This window comes from Brucella sp. BE17, from assembly GCF_039545455.1.
Taxonomy (GTDB): Bacteria; Pseudomonadota; Alphaproteobacteria; order Rhizobiales; family Rhizobiaceae; genus Brucella.
Genome location: NZ_CP154468.1, coordinates 1,193,243 through 1,216,927, shown reverse-complemented (window position 1 = coordinate 1,216,927; position 23,685 = coordinate 1,193,243). Strand labels below are relative to the sequence as shown.

Here is a 23,685-nt window from a genome sequence, read left to right as displayed (position 1 = left end):
GGGTTTACATAACTCGGCACACGTGCCGCCGCTACTTTGGCTTAAGAGTCAATATTGACTGATTTCGCAGATACTTCACGGAGTACTGATTATGTATATGGAAAAACTTAGACTTGATGGAAGGGTCGCGGTTGTCACTGGTGGTAGCCGAGGAATTGGTCTTGCTATTGCGCAAGCGTTGGCGGAGGCAGGTGCGCGGCTTGTCTTACTGGATCGCCATGAAGCTTCCCTAGAGGAAGGCAAGGCCGGCCTGATGAGCAATGGTTTCGATGTTGGAATATGTGTCACTGACGTCACAGATTCTGTTGCGGTGCAACGAGCCGCTGATGCTATTGCCGAACAGTATGGTGCTGTGGATATTCTTATTGCCAATGCGGGAATAGGACGTCCTCCAGTGGCTGCTGAAGACGTTGAAGACGCCGATTGGCTTGCGGTCAACGATGTCAATCTGAATGGCGTTTTCTGGTGCAACCGCGCTTTCGGTCGTCACATGCTTGCCAACGGCAACGGCGCGATTGTCAATATCGGATCGATGTCCGGCCTCATTGTCAACCGGCCTCAGGGACAGTCACACTACAATGCTTCCAAGGCTGCCGTACATCATCTGACCCACTCGCTTGCCGCCGAATGGGCGGGGCGCGGTGTACGTGTGAATGCAGTGGCTCCGACCTATATTGAAACGCCGCTTATCGCCCATGCCGAAGCAAGCGGGCTTGCGGCCAACTGGCGTGCCGATACACCCATGGGGCGGTTTGGTCAGGCGCACGAGGTGGCAAGTGTTGTCCATTTTCTCGCTTCCGACGCGGCGAGCTTGATGACAGGGGCGGTCGTTCCGGTCGATGGCGGCTTTACTTGCTGGTGAGCGTTTCGCTTTACGCCCTTTGATCTCAATGCTGGTATCACGGCCGATATCACGCGTACTGATCCAATATTCGGCCCTTCAGCAACACGGTCAGCCCTAATCTGTATCTAACAATATGAAGAGAAAACGATGAAGCACGGAATTTACTACTCTTACTGGGAACAGGAGTGGAGCGCAAAGTTCGGCCCCTATGTCGAGAAAGTTGCAAAGCTTGGATTCGATATTATCGAAGTCGCAGCGCACCACATCAACGAGTATAGTGATGCAGAGCTTGCCGTCATCAGGCAAACGGCAAGGGATAATAATATTATTCTTACAGCTGGTATTGGTCCTTCCAAGACGAAGAACCTTTCTTCGCCAGACAGTGCTGTGCGTCAGGCAGGTAGGTCATTCTTTGAGCAGACTCTCACAAATGTGGCCAAGCTGGATATTAAAATAATCGGCGGTGCACTCCATTCTTATTGGCCTGTTGACTATTCACAACCCGTCGACAAGCAAGGGGACAGAGCGCGTGGCGTCGAAGGGATTCATGATATAGCAGATTTTGCCAGTGATCTGGATATCGACCTTTGTATAGAGGTACTTAACCGCTTCGAGAACCATGTCATCAATACGGCTGCCGAGGGCGTGGCTTTCGTTCAGGACGTTGGAAAGCCGAATGTTAAAGTCATGCTTGATACGTTTCACATGAATATCGAGGAAGATAGTCTTGGTGATGCGATCAGAACAGCTGGTCCTTTGCTCGGTCATTTCCATACAGGTGAAAGCAATCGTCGTGTACCTGGCAAAGGTCGAATTCCCTGGCACGAGATTGGCCTTGCTCTTCGCGAAATCAACTATACAGGCGCGGTCGTTATGGAGCCGTTTGTAAAGACCGGAGGTACGATCGGGTCCGACATCAGAGTCTGGCGCGACCTCAGCGCGGGTGCCGATGAAGCGAAAATGGATGAAGATGCCAAGAATGCACTTTCATTTTCCAGATTTGTCCTAGGAGGCTGATCTGAGAAAAGCGGTCGCAACGCCACTATTTTTCAGCGAGAACTTTCAGCAAGCTGGCATAATGGGGCACCAATGCAAGGTCTGATATACGAGAACATGCTGTGAACACGTACACACAAGATGGAGCTTCCATGAGTAGTTTGGAAAATAACGCCAGAAGGATCGCGGATGTGGCTTTGCAGCGGTTCGCCGACAAGCAAAAGAAACGTATTCTTGTTGCGATCGCCGGTGCGCCGGGTTCAGGAAAGTCGACCTTGGCGGAGCGTGCCGTCGAAATTTTGAATGAAGAAGGCGTGGTTAACGCGGCTCTCTTCCCTATGGACGGCTACCACTATGATGATATGGTGTTGGAAAAACTAGGTCGCCGAGAAAACAAGGGCGCCGCCGATACTTTCGATGTTCATGGTCTACGGCACATGCTGCTGCGCCTGAAAAAGAATGAGGACGATGTCATAGCCATCCCGGTGTTTGACCGTTCGATTGAGATTTCTCGCGCCGGCGGCAGGCTTATTGCGCAAAAAAATGATATTGTTATCTGCGAGGGGAACTACCTCCTTGTGAAGCAAGCACCCTGGAATCGGCTCCAGCCCATCTTTGATCTTACTATATTTATCGATGTCGACGAAGAAGAACTGCGCCGTCGACTTCAACAGCGCTGGCGTCGTCACGGCCTTGATGGTGTCGAAATAAACAGGAAGGTCGAAAAAAACGACTTGCCCAACGGGCTTTTCGTCATATCCAACAGCCTTGATCTAGAAATTCGAATAATCAATTCACAGCGCAGTAAAGAGCTACCTTGAGTTCTTTTAGAACTGATTGCGGTTACTTAAAGGATGAGGCGAATCTTTGAAACATGGTAGAAGTCTATTGGATTGCCGTGCGCTAGGTCGTATGGACGAATTTGATCAGGCATAGGCCGACGGCAAAGCTTACGATAGACCGATAATTTGCTGGGTTTTCTCGCATCGCAGGGCAACACGTTTGAAGCGCTTCCATACTGAGCTCCAGAGACCAAAGCGCTAAGGACGATCCCACGATTTGCAGCGCCGTAAGAACCAAGCCTATCCGTAATCATGTAAACGCTAACACAGATTACGATCAAGTTAAGGTTCCACTGCCGTTCAGAATTATACTTGAAAGGCATCGGCTCGATCCAAAGTCTCAACAAACCTTAACATTACAAACCGACGCTGTAGGAAATCTCAAATACAAAGGGCACTCCTGCACCAACACCTATAAACGGTTGTTTTTATTTCTACTATTGCCTATACCGGCACAGAAGTCGGGGCATGTCGCCGATCATGTGGTTTGTGATAATTGTCTCTCAACTTCGTCGCGCAGCGGCATGGCTGGCTGAGCACCACGTGACATGCAGGCAAGAGATCCAGCGACCGCTGCCATTCTTAGCGCCTTGGCAAACGGCAAGTTCTCAGCAAGTGCAACGGCCAGATAACCGACGAATGTGTCGCCCGCGCCTACCGTGTCTACAGGTTCTATTGGCAAGCCCATCGCGGTAAAGATCTGCCCTTCAGCAACTGCGGCCACCCCTTCAGCTCCCAGCGTGACGACAACCGTTTGCCCACGGCGGGCGTGGACGTCCAGCAAAGCTTGAGTCCGATCTTCCTTCGTCGCAATTCTTTGACCAAGCAGTTGCTCGAATTCGGTCTCGTTAGCGACGATAATGTCGACCAGTTCCGCCAGACTTGCGATCTCAGATGTCGCAGGCGCGATGTTGAGTATGGTACGTATCCCCTTGCGTCTGGCCGCATTGATCGCAGCCGCTATTGTTGCTCCTGGTACTTCCATTTGCAAAACGAGGGGGTCACCGTCCGACATGCCCTCAAGCGCTGTGCGCACATGCTCTTCGCCCACCGCTGCATTGGCACCGGGCACGACCGCGATCGTATTTTCGCCGTTCTCCGCCACATATATCAGCGCGGTGCCTGTATGCTCAGTGGATGTGCTGACGCCCTTAAGATTGACGCCCGCCTGACGAAGGATTTGCAGCGCCTCTTGAGCAAATGAATCACTGCCGACGGCACCCACCATACGCACGTCTGCGCCGGCCCTTCGTGCGGCAAGTGCCTGATTGGCACCCTTGCCGCCAGGCGAGGTGGTGAAGCTGCTTCCTGATACGGTCTCGCCGGGGCCGGGAAGGCGCTCTACCAGCGCGACGAGATCCATATTGATTGAACCAAGAACAGTAATCATTGCACACCTTTTGTTTGCCTTGCAAACTATATGGTTTCAAGGCCTCTGGATCGGGAAGGGCAGCGTCGCGCACAACAGTGCTTGACGAGGCCGATTAAGTGGATATATAGGTGGTCTTACCACAGAAGGGAAGTGAAATGACGCTCGCAAAGCCAGTTCGTCGCGCCATGCCTGAGGCAGGAGCCCACACGCGTGTGGTTGAGTTTCTCAGGGATCAGCTTCTTTCAGGAGAGCTTAAGGCTGGCGACCTTCTTCTTCCCGAACGCGAGCTGGCTCTTCATCTCAATGTCAGTCGCCCAATCATTCGCGAAGCGCTGCGATCGCTGGCGATGGTGGGGGCCGTGGAAATTCGTCACGGTGTCGGAACAGTGGTCAAGCGTCCGGATGTAACGGCACTTGGCGATGTTTTCAGCTTCATGCTGGCGCATCAGGCGGATATCATCGGCGATATCATGGAAGCCCGTAAAGCCATCGAACATCATGCCGTGCGCCTGGCCTGCCAGCGTGCGACGGAAACCGATTTCGCAAGAATGACCGATGCGCTGGGTATGATCATCGATACCATGGATGATCCCGACCGCGGAGGAACTGCAGATTTTAAGTTTCACGAGGCCATCGTTGAGGCGTCTCATTCACCGACGCTCGTCACGCTTTATGCCTCGATCTCGCAACTGATGATGCGCTCGCATCTGGAGCGTCGTGAAAAGATCATCAAGATCGAAGGCATCGAGGAGTTTCTCGTCAATCATCATCGACTGATCCTCGACGCGCTTATCGATCGCGACAGAACGGCGGCGGATCACCTTCTGGAAAAGCATTTCGAGATTGGTGCGGATTTTCGTCGCCGGGCAAGCTTGAGACTGCCCTGATCGCACATTCGCATTCCAGAACACTTTGCCAGAACACTTTAGATTGTAAGAAGGATAGGCCTGAAATGAAAATCGTAATCGGCAGCGACCATGCAGGGTTCCCCCTCAAGGCGGATTTGATCGCTCACATACAGGCATTGGGCCATAGTATCGAGGATATAGGCAGTTTCGATCTCCAGCCGGTCGATTTCCCGGATATTGCCGGTACCTTGTGCTCCAAGGTTCGTGATGGCGCAGCCGAGCGTGGAATTCTTGTCTGTGGCACCGGTGTTGGTGCGGCGATTGCCGCAAACAAGGTCCGAGGAATCCGCGCGGCCGTTTGTCACGATGTCCATTCCGCCCATCAGAGTGTCGAGCATGACGACGTCAATGTCATGTGCATCGGTGCGCAGATCGTCGGACCGTGGCTCGCAAAGGATCTCATCGCAGCATATCTGACGGCTGAATTTGACCGCAATGAAGATTTCGTCCGGCGCGTTGAAAAGCTGGCAGCGATGGAAAACAACGCCTGAGGAGGATCAGCGATACGGGTAGGGGAGGAGACCTTGCAATGAACCTTAAATATCTGCAGCAAAATGCAGGCGCTTGCCTCATAAGGTGTATCTCCCCGGATGCTCTTGGTTTGGGGAGACCCCAATGACACTGGATTTCTCGATTGTGTTGTCGCGATGGGACATGCTGGTGGATGGGCTCGGGCTGACCGCCAGACTGGCGCTTATCACCACGTTTACCGGCTTTTTCATCGGGACGCTTGTCGCTATTGCAAGGCGGTCAGGGGGGCGGGTTCTTCGCGGTCTGGCCTCGACATATGTCGAATCCATCCGTAATACGCCCTTCATCGTCCAAATATTCGTGATCTATTTCGGGCTCTCGAGCCTCGGTTTTTCCTTCACGGCCATCATGGTGGCGGTGATTGCACTGACGGTGAATGTCGGCGCTTACACGGCAGAGATCATGCGCGCTGGCTTCGATTCGATCCAGAAGGGCCAGTGGGAAGCCGGAGAGTGCCTGGGCCTGTCACCGGTGCAATTATACTGGCATGTCGGCCTGCGTCCGGCGATGGAGCGGGTTTACCCGGCGCTGACGAGCCAGTTCATCCTTTTGATGCTGGCCTCATCCGTAACGTCGCAGATATCGACCGAGGAACTGACGGCTGCCGGAAGCTTCATCCAGTCCGAAACCTATCGTCCATTCGAAACCTATATCGTTGTAGCGCTTCTCTATCTGGGCTTGTCGATTGTCATGCGTATCGGATTCTGGGCCGCGGGCATGGCGCTGTTTCCACGTCGCCGCCGTCTCGGCACGCCCTTGTGAGGAGATAGACGATAATGACCGCGCTCAATTTCAATCATATCGAGTTTCTGCTGGTCGGCGCGTGGTGGACGGTCGTTCTGTCAGCCATGGCCTTTATCGGCGGCGGTACGCTGGGGCTGATCGTTGCTCTGCTTAGAATATCGCCTTCAAGGACAATCCGGCTCGTTGCGGGTGGCTATGTCCAGTTGATTCAGGGAACGCCGCTTCTGGTGATCATGTTCCTGGGTTATTTCGGGCTTCCTGCTCTCGGATATACGATTTCACCGCTTCTGGCGGCGGGGCTGTCTCTGACAATTTATGTCAGTGCCTATCTGGGTGAGATATGGCGCGGGTGCCTTCAGGCGGTGCCGAAAGCCCAATGGGAAGCCGCTGAATGTCTGGCACTGTCAAAGTGGCAGCGCATGACGAAGGTCATATTTCCGCAGGCCATCAGGCTGGCCACACCGCCAACCGTTGGTTTTTCGGTCCAGATCGTGAAGAACACCTCACTGGCCTCGGTTGTGGGTTTCGTGGAACTCACCCGGGCCGGGCAGTTGATCAACAATTCGATTTTCGAGCCTTTCCTCATCTATCTCATCGTTGCCTGCATCTATTTCTGTCTTTGCTTCCCGTTGTCTGCCTTCAGCCAACGGCTGGAACACCGCGGCCCACGCGTTCGCGCGCTGGAAGCTGTACAGAACTGAACACGGAAAGAACCCGCCATGTCCATGATCGCTTTAAATGACGTCAAGAAGAGCTTTGGTAATGTTCCGGTACTCAAAGGCGTAAGTTTTGCCGTCGAAAAGGGTGAGGTGGCCGTGCTGATCGGAGCCAGCGGCTCGGGTAAGAGCACGGCTTTGCGCTGCATCGACCGGCTTGAAACCATCAACAGTGGGAGCATCGAGGTGGCCGGTCATCGCGTGGATGATCCCAAGCTTGATCTCAAGAAGCTCAGGCTCGATGTCGGTATCGTGTTCCAGAGCTACAATCTGTTCCCGCATCTGACTATTGGCGAAAATGTCATGCTTGCGCCACGCTCGGTCAAGAATGTCGCCAAGGCGGAGGCGAAGGAACTCGCACGCTCCGTGCTTGATCGTGTGGGGCTGGGAGACAAGGCTGACAATTATCCCGAACAGCTTTCCGGCGGCCAGCAACAGCGCGCGGCAATTGCGCGATCCCTGGCCATGGAGCCGAAGGTCATGCTGTTTGATGAGGTAACCTCGGCGCTTGATCCAAAACTCACCGGAGAGGTCCTCAAGGTTATCGAGCAACTCGCGCTAAGCGGCATGACGATGATCATGGTGACCCATGAGATGGGCTTTGCCCGAAAAGTCGCCAACAAGGTCATCTTCATGCATCGCGGTCTCGTCCACGAGGAGGGCGGTCCGGAGATACTGACCGTCCCAGCAACAGTCGAGCTGCAAGATTTTCTTAGCCACGATCTCTAGTCACATATTTCATAGGAGGAGATGAAAATGAAATTCACTAAAACGCTTTCATTGATTGGTATTGCCGGTGCCATATTCGCCGCTTCTATCGCGACGACGTCGGCAGATACGCTGGAAAGTATTACCGCAGCAGGCAAGATCAGGATTGCGACGGATCTTGCAATTCCGCCTTCGGGAATGCTCGACGCCAATCTGAAGCCGATTGGCTCCGACGTCGAGACCGCCGAGCTTCTTGCAAAGGATTGGGGGTTGCAGCTTGAATTCGTGCAGACGACGGGTGCTACACGGATTCCAAATCTTCAGACAAACAAGGCTGATATTGCGATTTCGACGCTCTCGGTGACGCCGGAACGTGCGCAAGTTATCGATTTCTCAACGCCCTATGCTGGACTTGAATCGGTCGTCGCGGCGCCTGCGGCCTCACCGATAAAGGACTGGGCCGATCTTAAAGGCAAGGTAATCTCGGTCACGCGCGGCACCACGCAAGATAGTGCATTGACGAAAATAGCCTCGGAAAAAGGCTTTAGCGTTGCACGCTATGAGGATGACGCGACCCTGGTCACGGCTGCTGTGTCCGGGCAGGCGGCTGCGGTTGCGACATCCGCCACGCTTGTGAAACAGATCAAGGCGAAAGACCCGAAGAAGGCTTTTGAGCCGAAAGTGACCATTCAGGTGTTTAACCTCGCCATCGGTGTGCGCAAGAATGAAGATGCCCTGCTTGCGAAGCTGAATGACTGGGTGAAGACCAATCTGAAAAATGGCAAGCTGAATGATATCTACCAGAAATACCATGGCACGCCATTGCCAAAGGAAATCATCGACGTCCAGTAATCCGAATACCATTTGAGCAAGGGGGCTTTCGCAATTCCCTTGCTCTTCTGGCGCGGCATGTCCGCATCAATCCTTCCCTCGCATCAAACTACGCAGATACAAGGTCACGTTTCCCATGAAAGTACACAACACCCCCGCAATCAGTGGCCCGGTAACATTCATAGGCGCTGGAATTATGGGACTTCCCATGGTCCGCAATCTTATCAAGGGCGGTGTATCCGTGCGGGTTTTCGATTTGCGAGAGGAGGTTCGCGATGCTCTGAGCGCTGAGGGGATCGAAGTTGCGGCAACATTGGGCGAAGCCGCTAACCGGCAGGGTACTGTCATTACGATGCTGCCCGACACGCCGGATGTTCGTTCCGTTGTTCTTGGTGCCGGCGGTCTTGCGGAACTGCTCCCGGAGGGATCGCTCTTCATTGATATGAGTTCGATCGCTCCCGCAGCAGAGCAGGAAATGGGCGTAGCCCTTGCCGCGCGTGACATCCAGATGGTTGATGCGCCGGTCAGCGGCGGTGTCGTGGGCGCGGTCAATGGTACATTGTCCATTATGGTCGGTGGTAGCGATGACGCTTTCGCGCTTGCCAAACCTTATCTCACTTGCATGGGGTCCAGCGTCCTGCATGCCGGTGCGCTTGGCAGCGGTCAGGTCTTTAAAATGTGCAACCAGTTGATGGTTGCCTCACATATTCAGGCGATGTGCGAAGCCTTTTCCCTTGCGCGTGCGCATGGAGCAGATCTGTCACTCATGAGCGAAGTCCTGCGTGGCGGTGCTGCCGGATCATGGATGCTCGACAATCTCGGTCCCAAGGTTCTGGCCAAGGACGACAGTGCCGGGTTCCGCATTGATTTGCAGCTCAAGGACCTCAAGCTCGCAAATGAAGCAGCCTTTCACAAGGGCGTGCCGTTGCCGGGTCTTGCCTTGGCCACAACACTTTATCTCGAAGCGAGAGCTCATGGCGAGGGCACCAACGGCAATCAGGCGCTGTTTCGAACCTTCGACCGGATGGCCAATCAATTGTGAAGTGCGTGTCAAATGTTGTGACAGGTCGCACCACACCGGGTTCGCCGGAGGCTATTTTGTTTCAATTACGTGGCTACGGTTGGTGTGTCCAGCTTACTCCTCCTTGTGCCCCCGTCTTGGGGGGCGTTGAGGAATTTCCCAGCAGCAAATACCGATTACGTTATTGAGCGATCTTCTGTAATCGACGAGGAGCGTTTTCTGGGTAGCGTGAAGTAACCATGGGTATGCTCCACACGAACGCCTGCTCGTTTATCGGTTCGGTCCCGAATTATTAGGTTCTGCTGCACTATAAAGGGCTTTGTCGCAAAAATTCATTATATGGGGCATCGTTTAACTGAGGCGGCAGTTGTGCCGCGTATGCTTCGAAATGGTGTTTGATGGAGTGTGTTATCTGAGCTGCAAAGACAATTTGCTGTTTGCGCCCCGTGTGTATGAGCTCAATCCCAGCGTGGTAATTCGCTTCGGTCTGTCTTGGCTGGCCAGTGCCTTGCGCAGAAGGCGTTTGGCGGTGGTCAAATCGCGTTCCTTGCTGAAACAGAACTCAACCGTATCGGTATTGCTATCGATGGCACGATATAATTACAGCTACTCACCTTAACCTTGATGTAGGTTGCATCAAGGTTCCATTTGCGTGTGACCTGACGCTTGTTCCGATTGATATGTTCAGGCGGTTTTGGATTGAGACATATGACCCAGCGATTTACCGTTGAATGATCAAGATCGATACCGCGCTCCGCCGTTAATTTACTGCAGATTACGAAGGCTCAAATGGTAAGCCAGGTTACTATCGCAAACACAGAAGAATGGCAGAATTATCAGGATGACGTCCTTTGAGCATCAAGAATACTCTGCTGATTAAAAGTTAAAATCCTAATATCCAATGCATTGGTAAAACGTTTGCAGCAGAACCGTCCGTAATCATAGCGTGCACTTACCCCGCGCCGGCGCGCTTGAAGCGTTTAACTATCTTTATTTCGGCATGATGGATGGGCTGACGGATTTATATAATTTTGTCGGTTTCAAGAATTCTCTTACCCTAACCATAGTCGAAGCGTAAACGATACCTACGGTGAGATGCAGATTTTAGACCTGATCGGGGGAGATGGAAGATATCGGCTATATCGACGATTATCTCTGCTCCGGCGGGCGCCCTTATCCACTCAGGGACCTCAACAGGGATATGTACGCCTATACCGATGCGGGTGTGTTGCGCATCACTAGGGTCAGGACTCGTTAAATCCAAGCCAGAAGATCACGGCTGCAGCGAAGCATATGCTTGAGAAGAATGCGTGGGCGCATGGGTCGTATCGTGTATGAATTCTCCTCCAGTCCTTAAGCTTGCCGAACATGTTTTCGATTTTGTGGCGCTTTTTATAGAGCACCGGGTCATACGGGATGGCGAGTTTGCGGTTTGCCCGAGATGGAATGCACGCGGTAATCTTACGGGCTGCCAAGGCGTCTCGAAACCAGTCGGCGTCATACCCCTTGTCAGCCAACAAGGATTTGGCCTTGGGAAACGCGGGAAGCATCTTTGCCGCTCCTTTATAATCGCTCATCTGCCCTTCGCTCAGAAGCAGGATGAGTGGTCGACCGTGATCATCGCAGACGGCATGCAGCTTAGAGTTCAGCCCGCCTTTGGTCCGCCCAATACGTCTGGGAACATCCCCTTTTTTAGCAGACTGGCTGCGGTACGGTGGGCTTTCAAGTGGGTGGCGTCGATCATCAGTTGTTCGAGCTTACCGCGTTTGGCGGTCAGTTCGGCAAGAATGCGGTTGAACACGCCCAGCCTACTCCACCGGATGAAACGGTTATAGATCGTCTTGTGTGGACCGTATTCTCTCGGTGCGTCACGCCAACGCAGCCCATTGCGCAAAACAAAGATGATGCCACTCAAAATTAGACGGTCATCAACGCGCGGAATGCCGTGCGACAGCGGAAAATACGGTTCGATGCCGCGCATCTGCACCTCTGAAAACAACAGTAACTCACTCATCGCGGAACTCCTTTCGATCCAAATGAATCAAAGCCTCCGCAGAGGTGCAAGTTATTTAATAGGTCCTGACCCTAGAGCACGTCCATTGAACGCGGAATCGGGTTGAGGATTCCCCTGGCTTCCGAATTCTGATTCTATCGCTTCGACTGGTGATTTGGTCGGAGGCAATATGACCCGAGCTTTCAGTGATGATTTGCGTAGCCGCGTTCTGGCTGCGTCACGCGATGGCATGTCGGCGAGATCGGCGGCAGCCAGATTTGGAATTGGCATTTCAACGGCCATCGCCTGGATTGCCAGCGCACGGGCGGCCCAGTTGACGCCTGCCAAGCAGGGCCGACGCGGTGGTTCACGCCTCGATGCTCACGAGGACTTCATCATCCGCATAATCGAAGAGGAAAAGGATATCACGCTCAACGAGATGGTTCTGCGATTGCGCGAGGACAGAGCCGTATCGATCGGCCGCAGCGCGCTTGACGTCTGGCTGCGAAAGCGCGGTTGGACTTTCAAAAAAAGACCGCGCATGCACTGGAGCAGGAGCGTCCTGACCTGCTGAAACGTCGTCAGGATTGGTTCGACGACCAACTCGATCTCGATCCGGCGCGGCTCGTCTTCATCGATGAAACCGGCCTGAGCACGAAGATGTCCCGGCTTCGTGGACGGGCCCCTTGCGGAGATAGATGCCGCTCACCGGTCCCGCACGGCCATTGGAAGACGACGACGTTTACCGGAGCCCTCAGGCTATCTGGAATGACCGCACCCATGGTTTTGGACGGCGCGATGAACGGGGTAGCATTCCAGGCCTATGTCCAGCAGGTTCTCATTCCAACCTTGGTGCCGGGCGACATCGTCATCATGGATAATCTGCCTGCACACAAAGCGGAAGGAGTACGTCACGCAATCGAAGACGCCGGATGCCGGTTGCTTTACCTTCCTCCATACAGTCCCGACTTCAACCCAATCGAGAAGGCATTCGCGAAGCTCAAGGCCGTCTTGCGCGCAAAAGCCGAGCGAACGGTCGACGGCTTATGGAATACCGTTGGCCAAATCGTTACGCTGTTCGAACCACAAGAATGCGCCAACTACTTCAAATCGTGCGGATATGACCCCCAGTAAAGCGGACGCGCTCTAGGGTCAGGACCTATACCGCTCTCTGATATTTCTCTATAGATATCGTGTTTCTATGGGTTTATGGATGAGGAGATATTTCACGCCATCTTTTCTGGCTTTAGGATGATGCATGGGCGGCGATCGAACCGCATTTGCCGCGAGGCAAGCTGGGTAAGCCAAGGTCGATGACCGCAGCGTGATCTCGGGCATTCTGCATGTGCTAAAGACGGGATGCCGTTGGCGTGATGTTCCTGCCGCCTATGGGCCCCACCACGATCTATAACCGCTACAATCGCTGGTCCCGCCGCAGGATCTGGCAACGCCTGTTCGAGAAGATCGCGGCATCGGGGGCAGTTCCAAAGGAACTGTCGATTGATAGCAGCCACGTCAAAGCTCATCGTTCGGCTGCCGGCTCAAAAAGGGGAGTATGAAGAAGCAATTGGTCGATTGCGGGGTGGCAGGACGTGCAATATCCACTGCCTGGCCGACGATCGCGGCAGACCGGTCGCCATTACCCTAACACCGGGAAACATCGCAGACATCAGCATCGCCATGCCGCTCCTTGGAACAGTCGCACCGCCAAGGCGGGTGCTCGCTGACAAAGCCTATGACGCTGATAGCTTACGCAACTGGCTAACAGCAAGGAACATCAAGGCCATCATCCCCTATACTGCTGCAAGGCGGACACCATACCCTCTCGATCGACGCATCTATCGTCGTATAAATATCATTGAGCGTCTCTTCGGGCGTCTCAAAAACTGGCGACGTATCGCAACCAGATAGACCGAAACGCTCAAAACTACCTTGCTACAATCGCTCTGGTCGCTGCCGTCGCTGAATGGATCAAATGTGTCCACAACCTAAGCTCAACTTTGTACATTAAGCAGCGAAGCAAAGCGCCTCGGCCATTCGTTTGATGCGCCCTGGCGGTATTTTATGTATGTCGCGGTGAAACGTGGACTGTCGATAAATATCCTGCTCCCATAAAACCATACGAACTGCCCCGATTGCATCAGCGAATGTGTTTGGGTGGTGTTCCACGTCGATACCAAAGTGCTGTTCCCGACGTGATGTCGAGAACTTTGTTGGTTTGCCTAGCATATCACGAGGATACTGCAATCTGCTCCCATTGGGTCTTTGGGTCCTTAAGAAGAGCCTTTAGTTTTGGCAATGGCTGCCCCTTTTGCGCTGGCCGTCCAAGTGTGCGCTCATGCCTTTGAGCCGGTGCTGCAAAAAGATTAGCATCGAGGCGCAACCGAGTGATAAGCCTAGCCCTGTCTGGAAGTGCTGCGGCCAGTGTATGAACTGCAAAGCTGCTATCGACGACAAAAATAATCTGGCGACCTGGCAGCCAACGACATATCTGGAGCAGGCCTTGCCTTGCCTTGCCCAATCGGTCAGCATCTTGTGCCTTCGGAGCATCTTTTGGCTATATCGTTCTGAAGGACACAGGATTGTCAGCACAGACATCGCTTTGATGCATTTGGCCTAGGGCACCGGAGAAAGAACCATAAAGCTCAGCCACCGCAATCCGCTGGCCGTGACGAAATGACCGTGGCTGGAACGTATAGGGTCTCGGTATATACCTCGAGCAGCAATGCGCTGACCCCACCGTCGTTCAATCGTGTCGTCCATACCAATGACAACCGGGCCTTCAGGCACAAGCCGTGCCACAACAATAGATAACAGATGCTTTGCCAACAAACGTGGGTTCCAGCGAGCTCGGTTGAGAAACTGGTGATAAGTGGCAAAGTTGGTCATATCGGCTCGACCAGTGATCCGCAGGCATGACGTTACCGTTCGTTTCCCTGGTGCGAGAAGCGCTCCCATAACAAGGACGAGCACGTGGTTTCATGTTGGGGCTGTGAACCCAAAACGAAAAGGTTCAAGCCATTGGTGAAGACGATGAGGAACCGCATCCCCGGCCTCATTATAGCATTCATCTGCTTTGGTCATGCATCAGTTCGAATCCGATCAGACGAATAACGCAAGATCACAAACTGCGGCGAATTGATTCACCAAAGACGCTCAATGCGGCACTTAAATCGATGCCAATTTTGTACAAAGTCGAGCTAACAGCCTGACTCAAAATTCTAGCTTTGCTATACGTCTTATCATTCGCCTGATGGATGCTTTGAACATCCATGCCTCTGCGGAGGCAGTTGAAGTCTCCCAATCTTTTGCCAGCCGGACGGCACCGGTTGAGCCATGGGAAGGTTCGTTCGACGATCCAGCGCCTGGGCAGAATTACAAAGCCTTTGGCTTGATCGGAACGCTTGACGGTTTCGGTTCCCAGCGCCTCGATATGCGCCACAGCCGTTGCGAGCTTTTCACCAGCATATCCGCCATCCGCAAAGAGTTTCGTTACGGAGGGATGGTTTTGGCAGACGCGCGCTATCAGATCTGGCGCGCCGTCACGGTCCTGAACATCCGCACCATGTACAATGCTTTCCAGCTTGTTGCCGGTCATGTCGGTCACGATATGACGCTAGGCTCAGGACTGATTGGTCATAGCCAGAAGATGACGGTAGCGGCGAGTGCGATGGCGTTGAAGAAGGCCATTGGTCATCTGTCGTAGCGCGTAGCGACGCGCCTGCAGTCCTTGAGCTGCCCGAACATGATTTCGATCCGGTTGCGCCTTTTGTAGCGGCGCTTGTCGTATTTGACGGCCTTGTTCGGTGATTTGCGACCCGGAATGCAGGGCGTTATCCCCTTCGCCTGCAAAGCGTCACGAATCCAGTCGGCATCATAGTCACGGTCGGCCAGCAGCCATTTGGCCGTGGGGAGTTCATCAAGCAAGGCGGCAGCACCGGTGTAATCGCTGACCTGGCCCGCTGTTATAAAGAAGCTGGCCGGACGACCATTCGCATCCGTTACAGCATGAAGCTTGGTGTTCATGCCGCCTTTCGTGCGGCCGATCAGGCGGCCCGTACCCCCTTTTTTACTCGCAGGCTGGAAGCCGTGCGATGAGCCTTGAGATAGGTCGCGTCGATCATGATCGTCTTTCGCTCTGCAGCTTCAGGCACAGCCAAGGCCTTCCATCATCTGGATGAAGACGCCCTTGTCACCCCAGCGTTTCCAGCGGTTATAAAGCGTCTTTGCAGGGCCGTATTCCTTCGGCGCATCACATCTCCTGAGCCCGTTGCGGTTGACGAAGTGATGCCGCTCAGGACACGTCGATCGTCAACGCCCTGACGGCCATGGCTCTTGGGAAAATAGGGCTGAAGACAAGCCATCTGCTCATCCGTCAGCCAAAACAATTTGCTCATGATGAAGGCTCCTTCGCCGCCGCCTGAATCACATAGCTATCACTTCAAATCAATGCGTCCTGAGCCTAAAGTAGGGGATCAGATTGAACGGCTAACTATGACTTTACCGTCATGGATGCGACCCCGGCGACCCGCCGTATAATTCTCCAGCCATATCGTGTGGTTGCCCAACGTCTACGACGGACATCACCCGCCAGCAATTCAATATGTTAGCACTCGTTAGATGTAAGCTTGCTCTCAATCCTGTGCTTGGGCCTTTCAGCTTCAGCCGAATGTTCGGTCGAAACGGGATTCCGTCACAATCGCTGAAATCAAACTATAATTTATGAAATGTGCTGATATATGAATTATACATCTCTACCAAGTGAGAGAGGTAATGACATCGGAAGACTGCAGAGGCATTTGATCAATGCACGATAAGAAACAGTTCATAGCCCGCTCGGTTCTCGATACCAATCTTCTGCCTTTACGTGACCGCGTACCTTTGTGGCGCGACAGCGCAACATCGGTTTGGGACGTCTCTAGACTGACTGATGAGACGTTTTATGCCAGTGTTGATGCGTTTCATGCTGGTGATCTCATGTTTGGAACGGTCAAGAGTTCGGGGCAAGTTACAGAGCGTGTCAATGCAAGGATCGCTGTCGACAGTCTCGATTATTACATGCTGCAGTTTTACGTCAGTGGAAAGCGAAGCGCACGATCCCGAGGACGCGAACAGATAGCACAGCAAGGCGACTTGCTGGTTGTCGATATGACCCAGCCACTCAAGACTGCTTCAACCGAATATCAAAGTTTTGATCTGGTCTTGCCACGTCGCCTGTTCGATCCCTTATTGCGTGAACCCGATGCCTTTGGGGGCTTGCGGATTGATGCTGATTTGCCCCTAGTAGGCCTTTTACGCAGTCATATTCGGGCACTTTTTGCCGCGGGTCCGAAAATGACGTATGCCGAAGCAATCGCCATGCAGGAGCCGACCCTGGCATTAGCTGCGGCTGCGCTGAACGGTACGATTACAGAGGAGTATGCGCCACGTGTCAGAAAAGCTGCGTGGCTGGCGGTTCGGCGATATATTGAAGACGGGCTCGTTGACTTTAATATGACAGCTGACAGTGTTGCGCGGCATTTCGGTTTTTCGCGCGCAACGCTCTACCGCATCATGGAGCCTGTTCAGGGCTTTGCAAACTATCTGCGCCAGCGCCGATTAATGCGCAGTCGGCAGGATTTGGCTAATCCAAAACTTAGTCATCTTTCCATCGGCGAGATTGCATACAGATGGGGTTTTGATCCGACTCCGTTCAGCAGACTATTTTCCCGGGAGTTCGGTCAATCACCGCGAGACTACCGAGCAGTATCTCTGGGAAAAGCAGGAAAGCGATACGAATCAGCTTCCGAGATCGAATGGAGTCGTTGGCTAGCTGCGATGTGACACATTATTATAGGTCGGCGTCTCTGCGACAGTTTGCTCCGAGTGAGACGCATTGTAAAGCAATCGACCGGTTGGTGAGACGCGCAGTATAATCTATTGATATTATTGCATTTACATCGCCTATGGTTGTTGACAACCCCGGCATGAAAATCATCATCTATCAGAATGATAATGTGGTGTGGCGTACTTTGGTCGTCATCGCAGTTGCGGCTGTACGCTCACCCAGCAATTCGCTGTCATCAAGGTAGTACGTGTATGCGCCTGATGTGCGCGGCGTGATGCTTTGTAAGGGTGCATGATGAGCCAACAAAAGGTCAAAACACGGGGCGGTATGGGGATCGTCAACAGGCGGCGGGCTTGCTTGTATATATCCACAGCCTTGGTTTTTTTTCTAACTCTTGGAGGAGCCACAAAGCCAGGATTGGCAAAGAGCGTCACTGCAGAAGGCGATGTAAGTCCCTTCCCTTCGCCAAACCCTCTCCCAGAGTGGATTTTGAATGGTGAGCTTATAATAGGCGAACTTCGCGGAGGTATTCTGACCATTGCCGACGGCGGCTCTGTCCGGAATGAATACGCTGCTATCTCCATGGGCGCCGACGGTACTGTCAATGTATCAGGTATAGGCTCAACATGGAGAAATAATTCCAATCTTTATGTGGGTTATACGGGCAGGGGAACGCTGAATATCGTCGATGGTGGGAGTGTCGAGAGTTTCTTTGGCACGATAGGGTTCAGTTCAGAATCCAAAGGTACTGTCAATGTGACGGGAGCAGGCGCATTATGGGAAAATACTGGCGGCCTAACATTTGGCTATTTCGGGCACGGCACACTGACGATTAGCGATGGCGGAAGTGTTGAAAACTCAGACGGTTATCTCGGCCACCATCCACGCTCCCAAGGTACTGTCAGCGTGTCAGGGGCAGGCTCAACGTGGAACAATAACGGTAACCTCTTTGTCGGTTATGAAGGTACCGGCACACTGACGATTAGCGATGGCGGAAGTGTTGAAAACTCAGACGGTTATCTCGGACGCAATCCACGCTCCCAAGGTACTGTCAGCGTGTCAGGGGCGGGCTCAACGTGGAACAATACCGGCACCCTCTTTGTCGGTTATGAAGGTACCGGCACACTGACGATTAGCGATGGCGGAAGTGTTGAGGCCTCTGTCGGCTATATCGGTGACGTCTCAAGTCCCAATGGCACTGTCAGCGTGTCAGGGGCAGGCGCAACGTGGAGCAATAAGGGTAGCCTCTCTGTCGGCCATAAAGGCACCGGCACACTGACGATTAGCGATGGCGGAAGTGTTGAGGCCTCTGTCGGCTATATCGGCGACGTCTCAGATTCCAATGGCACTGTCAGCGTGTCAGGGGCAGGCGCAACGTGGAACAATACCGACACCCTGTTTGTTGGCCATTACGGCACAGGCACTCTGACCATTAGCGACGGCGGAAGTGTTGAAAACTCAGACGGTTATCTCGGCCGCAATCCAGACTCTAAAGGTATTGTCAGCGTGTCAGGGCGAGGCGCAAAATGGAACAATACCGGCACCCTCTTTGTTGGCCATTACGGCACCAGCACCCTGACCATTAGCAATGGCGGAAGTGTTGCGAACTCAGTCGGCACGATTGGTAACAACCCAGGCTCCAAAGGTACTGTCAATGTGTCGGGAGCAGGTGCAATATGGAAAAATACTGGTAGCCTTACAGTTGGCCATCACGGCACCGGCACTCTGATCATTAGCGATGGCGGAGGTGTTGAAAATTCAGATGGCAAGATCGGCTTCAACCCAAATTCCAAAAGTGCTGTCAGCGTGTCAGGGGCAGGCGCAACATGGAAAAATACCGGTGACCTCATTGTTGGTGAAAGTGGATCGGGCTCGCTGGACATTCTCGATGGCGCAAGTGTTGAAAATAAAGGTGGCATTATTGCATGGGCAGCTGACGTCGAAGGAACTGTCATTGTCTCCGGAGCTGATGCAACATGGAAAAATACTGGCAATCTCACGGTCGGGAGTGATGGCACAGGAACGCTGACCGTTGCCAACGGTGGTATGGTTTTGGCAGGCAACGGAGGTGGAGGAACCGTTTATCTTGGATATACTGGTTTCGGAAGCGGCACTCTCAATATCGGCACGACTATGGGTGAACCGGCCGCGGCTGCCGGTATTGTGAAGGCGGAAGATATCGTTTTTGGGGCAGGTATTGCCGCACTCACTTTTAATCATAGTGGCATAACTACTTTTTCTACTAATCTAAAGAGCAATGCCGCAAGCACGCATATTGTTAATCACATTGCTGGTATAACGACACTCACTGGGGACAGTTCGCGCTTTTCGGGTACAACCACGGTATCGGGTGGCAAGCTACTGGTAGGCGATGCCTCGGGAAATGGCGTTCTTGGCGGGGCTGTCAATGTCGCTGTAGATGGGACGTTGGGCGGCGGGGGTGCGTTGACGGGTGCCGTCACCGTTGACGGTACGCTATCGGCCGGTAATAGTCCCGGTACACTGACCTTCCGCAATGACCTGACCCTTAAAACAGGATCGACTACCGTATTCGAGTTCAACAGCCCGGGCGTTGTCGGTGGTTCGAAGAACGACCTATTGGTCGTCAATGGCGCTCTCACACTTGACGGAACGCTGGATGCCCATGTTGCGGCAGCGGGCTATTATCGTTTGTTCGACTATGATGGCACTCTGTCCGGCTCATTCGCGGATGGAAAGCTAACCGGTATCGGTGGGTTTGCCGCCGTAAATCCTAACAATCCAGACGTCCGCTATGACATTCCGGGTCAGGTCAATCTGTCGGTTATGGGAGCCAACCAGACCATGCAGTTCTGGGACGGCACAGGAACAACGGCCACTGGCACGGCTGATGGGGGTGACGGCACATGGCAGTCCTTTGCGACCAACTGGACTGATGCAACTGGCAGTGCCAATACCGGCTGGGGCGGTTCGGTTGGTGTGTTTGCAGGCACTGCCGGAACGGTCAATGTTCAGGCCACACAGGTCTTCGATACACTACACTTCTCAACCGATGGCTACCAGATCGAAGGCGATGGTCTTGCCATCGGTGTTGCCGCAGGCGGCTCATTCAATATCGACAGTGGCGTCACGACAAGCATTTCTTCAGTTATCGAAGATGGCGCTGGTAATCATGTCCGCAAGGCTGGCGGTGGCAATCTGATCCTCTCGGGCAATAACACCTATACAGGTGGCACTCATCTTCTAGCTGGCATCCTCTCGGTGGCTTCCGATCAAAACCTCGGCGCTGCATCGGGCGACTTGACCTTTGCCGGCGGTACATTGGCAACGATGTCGAACTTCAACAGTGCTCGTCTTATTGATCTGCATAGCGAAGGCGGCCGGTTTGATGTCGCTGATGCAACAACTCTTGGCTTGTCGGGTGCAATCACCGGTGATGGCAACCTTATCAAGCAGGGGGAGGGTACGCTTGTCCTGACGGGGACCAATGCTTACGGCAATACACTCGTTGAAGCCGGTAAGCTGACCGGCAGCGCCGGTTCGATCTCGGGCGACATCGCCAATGCCGACACGGTCGTCTTCGATCAGGCAGGTGACGCCAGCTTTGCGGGGGATATCTCCGGACTTGGCATGACCGACGGACATATGATCAAGGACGGCGGAGGTAGGCTGATTTTGGGAGGCCGCTCGCTTCTCGACTGGACGGTTGCCGATGGCGTCCTTGTGACCGAAGCCGTTCGCTTTGGCGGCGATGTTGGAATCGACGGCATAGGTGCGGCGTTCAGCTTCACTGATAGCGGCAATGCCGTCTACAGCGGCTTGATCTCTGGCACAGGAAACTTCTCTCTTGATGGAGTTGGTACGGTTCTCCTGACTGGTGACAGTTCAGGCTTTACGGGCCTGACCAGCATCAATGCCGGAACCCTGCTGGTGGGTGATGCTTCAGGCAATGGTATTCTCGGCGGCTCGCTCGATGTGCGCGCTGGCGGTACACTTGGGGGGGCAGGAGCGGTCGGATCAGGGGCGGGCTCGGTGGTCAGGGTTGCCTCTGATGGTACACTCTCGCCCGGCAATTCAATTGGTACATTGACGGTTGATGGCGACCTCGTCTTCGAGGCTGGCTCGCATTTCGTCGTCGAAGTTAATCCGCAAGGCGGCGACAGCGATCTTGTATCGGTTGCCGGAAATGCCACGCTCAATGGCGGCGCGGTTGCTCACATAGGTGCCAATGGCGCATACGATATCCGATCGACCTATACGATCCTTTCTGCCAACGGCAGCCTCTCGGGTGCATTTGACGATGTCACCTCCGACTTCGCCTTCTTAAATCCCAGGCTGCTCTATGGTTATGGAGCGGGAACTGTTGCCCTCGACCTGGTACGTAATGATCGCGACTTCGCATCCGTTGCATCAACGCGTAATCAGATCGCAACCGCAATCGGGATCGAGAGTATTGGTTTTGGTGCGGTTCATACAGTCTTTGACGCGATCGCCCAATTGCCGGACGATGGCGACGTGATCCGCGCCAGCTTCGACACCTTGTCAGGGGAGATCCACGCCTCAACCAAGGCGGCCCTGATCGAGGACAGTCGCTTCATCCGCAATGCCGCGAACGAACGTCTGCGTGCAGCGTTCGGTGAGGCTGGCGCCTCTGTTACTCCAGTTCTGGCCTATGGCTCGGGTGATACGCCGGTTCAGGTTGCTGCTGATCATGGCGGTCCGGTCTTCTGGAGCCATGGTTTCGCCTCTTGGGGTTCGACCGACGGCGATGACAATGCGGCCTCAAAAAATCGCAATACCCGTGGTCTGTTAATCGGTGCTGACACCATGGTCAGTGACTGGCGTTTTGGCCTGCTGGCCGGTTACAGTCATTCCAGTTTCAAGGTGAGGGATCGCTCATCGTCAGGATCAAGCGAGAACTATCACCTTGGTCTTTATGGTGCCACCCGTTGGGGCAATATCGCTTTGCGTACAGGCGCGGCCTATAGCTGGCATGATATCGACACCAGCCGCGGCATAAGCATTCCAGGGTTCACCGACAATCTGAGCGCCGACTACCGGGGTCGAACCTTCCAGGCTTTCGGGGAACTAGGTTATGGCATGGAAATGGGAGATGGTCTGCGGTTCGAGCCGTTTGCCAATCTTGCTCATGTCAGCCTGCATACCGATGGCTTTCATGAAACCGGTGGCGAGGCAGCGCTGAGCGGACGCAGCGCCACGACAGACGTAACCTTCACCACGCTTGGCCTTCGGGGCGAGCAGGCGGTCAAGCTTGGCCCAATGGATACAACTTTCAAGGGCACGATAGCCTGGCGCCATGCCTATCGTGATACGCCGCCGGAAAGCACGCACGCCTTGTCTGTGGGCAATGCCTTCACTATCGCTGGCGTTCCGATCGCAGGTGAAAGTGCTATCATTGAAGCGGGGCTTGATCTCAACCTCACGCCAAACGCTACCTTTGGCTTCTCCTATGCTGGACAGTTCGCAGGTTCAACACGCGATCATGGGGTCAAAGCAAACTTCAACATGAGGTTTTGAAATTACCGCAACAGAAAACTGAATTTCTTCGAAGAATTCGGTGGGATCGTGTTGCGCAAAATTTATCGTAGTAGCTAATCACAGTGGATAGAAGATGCGAGACCAATCTAATTGTAGCTCGTGCAGGAACGTATCGTTCCTGCACGAGCTTGCCAACCTGATCGGCCGATACTGCGAAAATTACTTTGATATCGAGATTAAAAGCGTTGCAGGCACGGCGCGCGAAGCTATCTCGCAACTTCGCGCTGACCCACCCAATACCCTTTCTCGCGCAAACCGGACCCAACAACTTGCTGTGGCCCTGCCAGAGAGTCGTCCAGGTGCAGAGCAAGAATGCATGGTATGGGCCAGCCTTGCAGAGGAACATTCCTTTTATGCCTAAGCGGCCTCGTACGCCAGGTTCACGATTATATTCTTCTATGGCTGACAGTCGATCGTCGAGTTAGGGCTCGGCCTCACGTTGCTCGGAGCTATATTGAGCCTCCCACCCGTCAAAGGCCTACGGTTTATGCCAATTGGCGACGAGCCTTGATCCGCCTGTCGATCTGTTCGTTGGACAAGACGTCTACGCGGGTGAAACGGACAGGATAAGCAGGACCAAAGCCGATATTGTTCGAACAGAATCTGACCTGGATATCTGAAAACTGAAAGCAGTGAAGCTTATTGGGGGCAGAGCGCAAAAAACAAATCCAATGGCGAGTCAGAAACTCCCGCGACATCGTTGGATGGCATGTTTTCCTACTTGAGCAATCTGCGAATATTGTGTGGCGCTCAGCGGATGGGTGTCTCCGCGAAACGGTAGCGGCTTGCTGAGGGCCCTGCTGCCCGTCGTAAT

At 53.7% G+C, this 23,685-nt stretch carries 16 protein-coding genes and 4 pseudogenes; 14 read left to right on the top strand and 6 right to left on the bottom strand.

Going from position 1 to position 23,685, the window contains the following annotated elements; genetic code table 11:
- Positions 1–91: 91 nt before the first annotated feature.
- The 3 genes from AAIB41_RS16860 to AAIB41_RS16850 all read left to right on the top strand — a co-directional run bounded on the left by AAIB41_RS16860 (position 92) and on the right by AAIB41_RS16850 (position 2,661).
- Positions 92–862: an SDR family NAD(P)-dependent oxidoreductase gene (locus AAIB41_RS16860; protein ID WP_343315153.1), complete on the top strand. Its 771-nt coding sequence runs from the start codon at positions 92–94 to the stop codon at positions 860–862.
- 129 nt (positions 863–991) lie between these two features.
- Positions 992–1,861, top strand: coding sequence for a sugar phosphate isomerase/epimerase family protein (locus AAIB41_RS16855; protein WP_343315152.1), 870 nt, complete (start codon positions 992–994; stop codon positions 1,859–1,861).
- A gap of 131 nt (positions 1,862–1,992) precedes the next feature.
- Positions 1,993–2,661, top strand: coding sequence for a nucleoside/nucleotide kinase family protein (locus tag AAIB41_RS16850; RefSeq protein ID WP_343315151.1), 669 nt, complete (start codon positions 1,993–1,995; stop codon positions 2,659–2,661).
- A 499-nt stretch (positions 2,662–3,160) separates the two neighbouring features.
- Here the strand turns inward: AAIB41_RS16850 and AAIB41_RS16845 are convergent, their stop codons facing one another.
- Positions 3,161–4,072 carry a ribokinase gene (locus AAIB41_RS16845; RefSeq protein ID WP_343315150.1) on the bottom strand — a complete coding sequence of 304 codons (912 nt, stop codon included), beginning with the start codon at positions 4,070–4,072 and terminating at the stop codon, positions 3,161–3,163.
- A gap of 137 nt (positions 4,073–4,209) precedes the next feature.
- Between AAIB41_RS16845 and AAIB41_RS16840 the strand changes: the two genes are divergently transcribed.
- The 7 genes from AAIB41_RS16840 to AAIB41_RS16810 all read left to right on the top strand — a co-directional run bounded on the left by AAIB41_RS16840 (position 4,210) and on the right by AAIB41_RS16810 (position 9,534).
- On the top strand, positions 4,210–4,941 hold the full coding sequence (locus tag AAIB41_RS16840; protein ID WP_343315149.1) for a FadR/GntR family transcriptional regulator: 732 nt from the start codon (positions 4,210–4,212) through the stop codon (positions 4,939–4,941).
- A gap of 65 nt (positions 4,942–5,006) precedes the next feature.
- Positions 5,007–5,453 carry a ribose 5-phosphate isomerase B gene (gene rpiB / locus AAIB41_RS16835; protein WP_343315148.1) on the top strand — a complete coding sequence of 149 codons (447 nt, stop codon included), beginning with the start codon at positions 5,007–5,009 and terminating at the stop codon, positions 5,451–5,453.
- 124 nt (positions 5,454–5,577) lie between these two features.
- Entirely contained in the window at positions 5,578–6,255 is a 678-nt protein-coding gene (locus tag AAIB41_RS16830) for an amino acid ABC transporter permease (protein ID WP_343315147.1), read from the top strand.
- 11 nt (positions 6,256–6,266) lie between these two features.
- Complete coding sequence (locus AAIB41_RS16825) at positions 6,267–6,938, top strand: amino acid ABC transporter permease (protein ID WP_343316110.1); 672 nt, start codon at positions 6,267–6,269, stop codon at positions 6,936–6,938.
- Between the two features lie 18 nt (positions 6,939–6,956).
- Positions 6,957–7,682, top strand: a complete 726-nt coding sequence (locus AAIB41_RS16820; RefSeq protein WP_343315146.1) for an amino acid ABC transporter ATP-binding protein — start codon at positions 6,957–6,959, stop codon at positions 7,680–7,682.
- Between the two features lie 27 nt (positions 7,683–7,709).
- Positions 7,710–8,513, top strand: coding sequence for a transporter substrate-binding domain-containing protein (locus AAIB41_RS16815; protein WP_343315145.1), 804 nt, complete (start codon positions 7,710–7,712; stop codon positions 8,511–8,513).
- 115 nt (positions 8,514–8,628) lie between these two features.
- A complete protein-coding gene (locus tag AAIB41_RS16810) occupies positions 8,629–9,534 on the top strand; it encodes an NAD(P)-dependent oxidoreductase (protein WP_343315144.1) in 906 nt (301 codons plus the stop codon).
- A gap of 480 nt (positions 9,535–10,014) precedes the next feature.
- Here the strand turns inward: AAIB41_RS16810 and AAIB41_RS16805 are convergent.
- Positions 10,015–10,372, bottom strand: a pseudogene (locus AAIB41_RS16805) (DDE-type integrase/transposase/recombinase); the annotation flags it as partial.
- 385 nt (positions 10,373–10,757) lie between these two features.
- Positions 10,758–11,527, bottom strand: a protein-coding gene (locus tag AAIB41_RS16800; protein WP_343314169.1) for an IS5 family transposase whose coding sequence is annotated in 2 segments (ribosomal slippage) — positions 10,758–11,194 and positions 11,194–11,527 — 771 coding nt in all. Because the reading frame shifts where the segments join, the coding sequence is not laid out codon by codon here.
- Positions 11,528–11,696: 169 nt separating this feature from the next.
- Between AAIB41_RS16800 and AAIB41_RS16795 the strand changes: the two genes are divergently transcribed.
- A protein-coding gene (locus AAIB41_RS16795) for an IS630 family transposase (protein ID WP_343313482.1) occupies positions 11,697–12,640 on the top strand; the annotation gives its coding sequence in 2 pieces (ribosomal slippage) (positions 11,697–12,021 and positions 12,021–12,640; 945 coding nt in all).
- A gap of 134 nt (positions 12,641–12,774) precedes the next feature.
- A pseudogene (locus AAIB41_RS16790) lies at positions 12,775–13,476 on the top strand (IS5 family transposase); the annotation flags it as partial.
- Positions 13,477–14,122: 646 nt separating this feature from the next.
- Here AAIB41_RS16790 and AAIB41_RS16785 read toward each other — a convergent pair.
- The 3 genes and pseudogenes from AAIB41_RS16785 to AAIB41_RS16775 form a co-directional block, all read right to left on the bottom strand.
- Entirely contained in the window at positions 14,123–14,479 is a 357-nt protein-coding gene (locus tag AAIB41_RS16785) for a transposase (RefSeq protein ID WP_343315143.1), read from the bottom strand.
- Positions 14,480–14,719: 240 nt separating this feature from the next.
- Positions 14,720–15,122 (bottom strand): annotated as a pseudogene (locus tag AAIB41_RS16780) (transposase); the annotation flags it as partial.
- Positions 15,123–15,199: 77 nt separating this feature from the next.
- Positions 15,200–15,903 (bottom strand): annotated as a pseudogene (locus AAIB41_RS16775) (IS5 family transposase).
- Positions 15,904–16,312: 409 nt separating this feature from the next.
- Here AAIB41_RS16775 and AAIB41_RS16770 point away from each other — a divergent pair.
- Together AAIB41_RS16770 and AAIB41_RS16765 are read left to right on the top strand one after the other, a co-directional pair.
- Entirely contained in the window at positions 16,313–17,329 is a 1,017-nt protein-coding gene (locus tag AAIB41_RS16770; protein WP_343315142.1) for a helix-turn-helix domain-containing protein, read from the top strand.
- Between the two features lie 493 nt (positions 17,330–17,822).
- Positions 17,823–22,850, top strand: a complete 5,028-nt coding sequence (locus AAIB41_RS16765) for an autotransporter domain-containing protein (RefSeq protein WP_343315141.1) — start codon at positions 17,823–17,825, stop codon at positions 22,848–22,850.
- The last annotated feature ends 835 nt before the right edge of the window (positions 22,851–23,685 follow it).

What these genes read in the sequence shown, in the direction of transcription:
- AAIB41_RS16860 (WP_343315153.1), top strand. Translation starts at nt 92, where the DNA reads ATGTATATGGAAAAACTTAGACTTGATGGAAGGGTCGCGGTTGTCACT.
- AAIB41_RS16855 (WP_343315152.1), top strand. Translation starts at nt 992, where the DNA reads ATGAAGCACGGAATTTACTACTCTTACTGGGAACAGGAGTGGAGCGCA.
- AAIB41_RS16850 (WP_343315151.1), top strand. Translation starts at nt 1,993, where the DNA reads ATGAGTAGTTTGGAAAATAACGCCAGAAGGATCGCGGATGTGGCTTTG.
- AAIB41_RS16845 (WP_343315150.1), bottom strand. Translation starts at nt 4,072, where the DNA reads ATGATTACTGTTCTTGGTTCAATCAATATGGATCTCGTCGCGCTGGTA.
- AAIB41_RS16840 (WP_343315149.1), top strand. Translation starts at nt 4,210, where the DNA reads ATGACGCTCGCAAAGCCAGTTCGTCGCGCCATGCCTGAGGCAGGAGCC.
- rpiB (WP_343315148.1), top strand. Translation starts at nt 5,007, where the DNA reads ATGAAAATCGTAATCGGCAGCGACCATGCAGGGTTCCCCCTCAAGGCG.
- AAIB41_RS16830 (WP_343315147.1), top strand. Translation starts at nt 5,578, where the DNA reads ATGACACTGGATTTCTCGATTGTGTTGTCGCGATGGGACATGCTGGTG.
- AAIB41_RS16820 (WP_343315146.1), top strand. Translation starts at nt 6,957, where the DNA reads ATGTCCATGATCGCTTTAAATGACGTCAAGAAGAGCTTTGGTAATGTT.
- AAIB41_RS16815 (WP_343315145.1), top strand. Translation starts at nt 7,710, where the DNA reads ATGAAATTCACTAAAACGCTTTCATTGATTGGTATTGCCGGTGCCATA.
- AAIB41_RS16810 (WP_343315144.1), top strand. Translation starts at nt 8,629, where the DNA reads ATGAAAGTACACAACACCCCCGCAATCAGTGGCCCGGTAACATTCATA.
- AAIB41_RS16770 (WP_343315142.1), top strand. Translation starts at nt 16,313, where the DNA reads ATGCACGATAAGAAACAGTTCATAGCCCGCTCGGTTCTCGATACCAAT.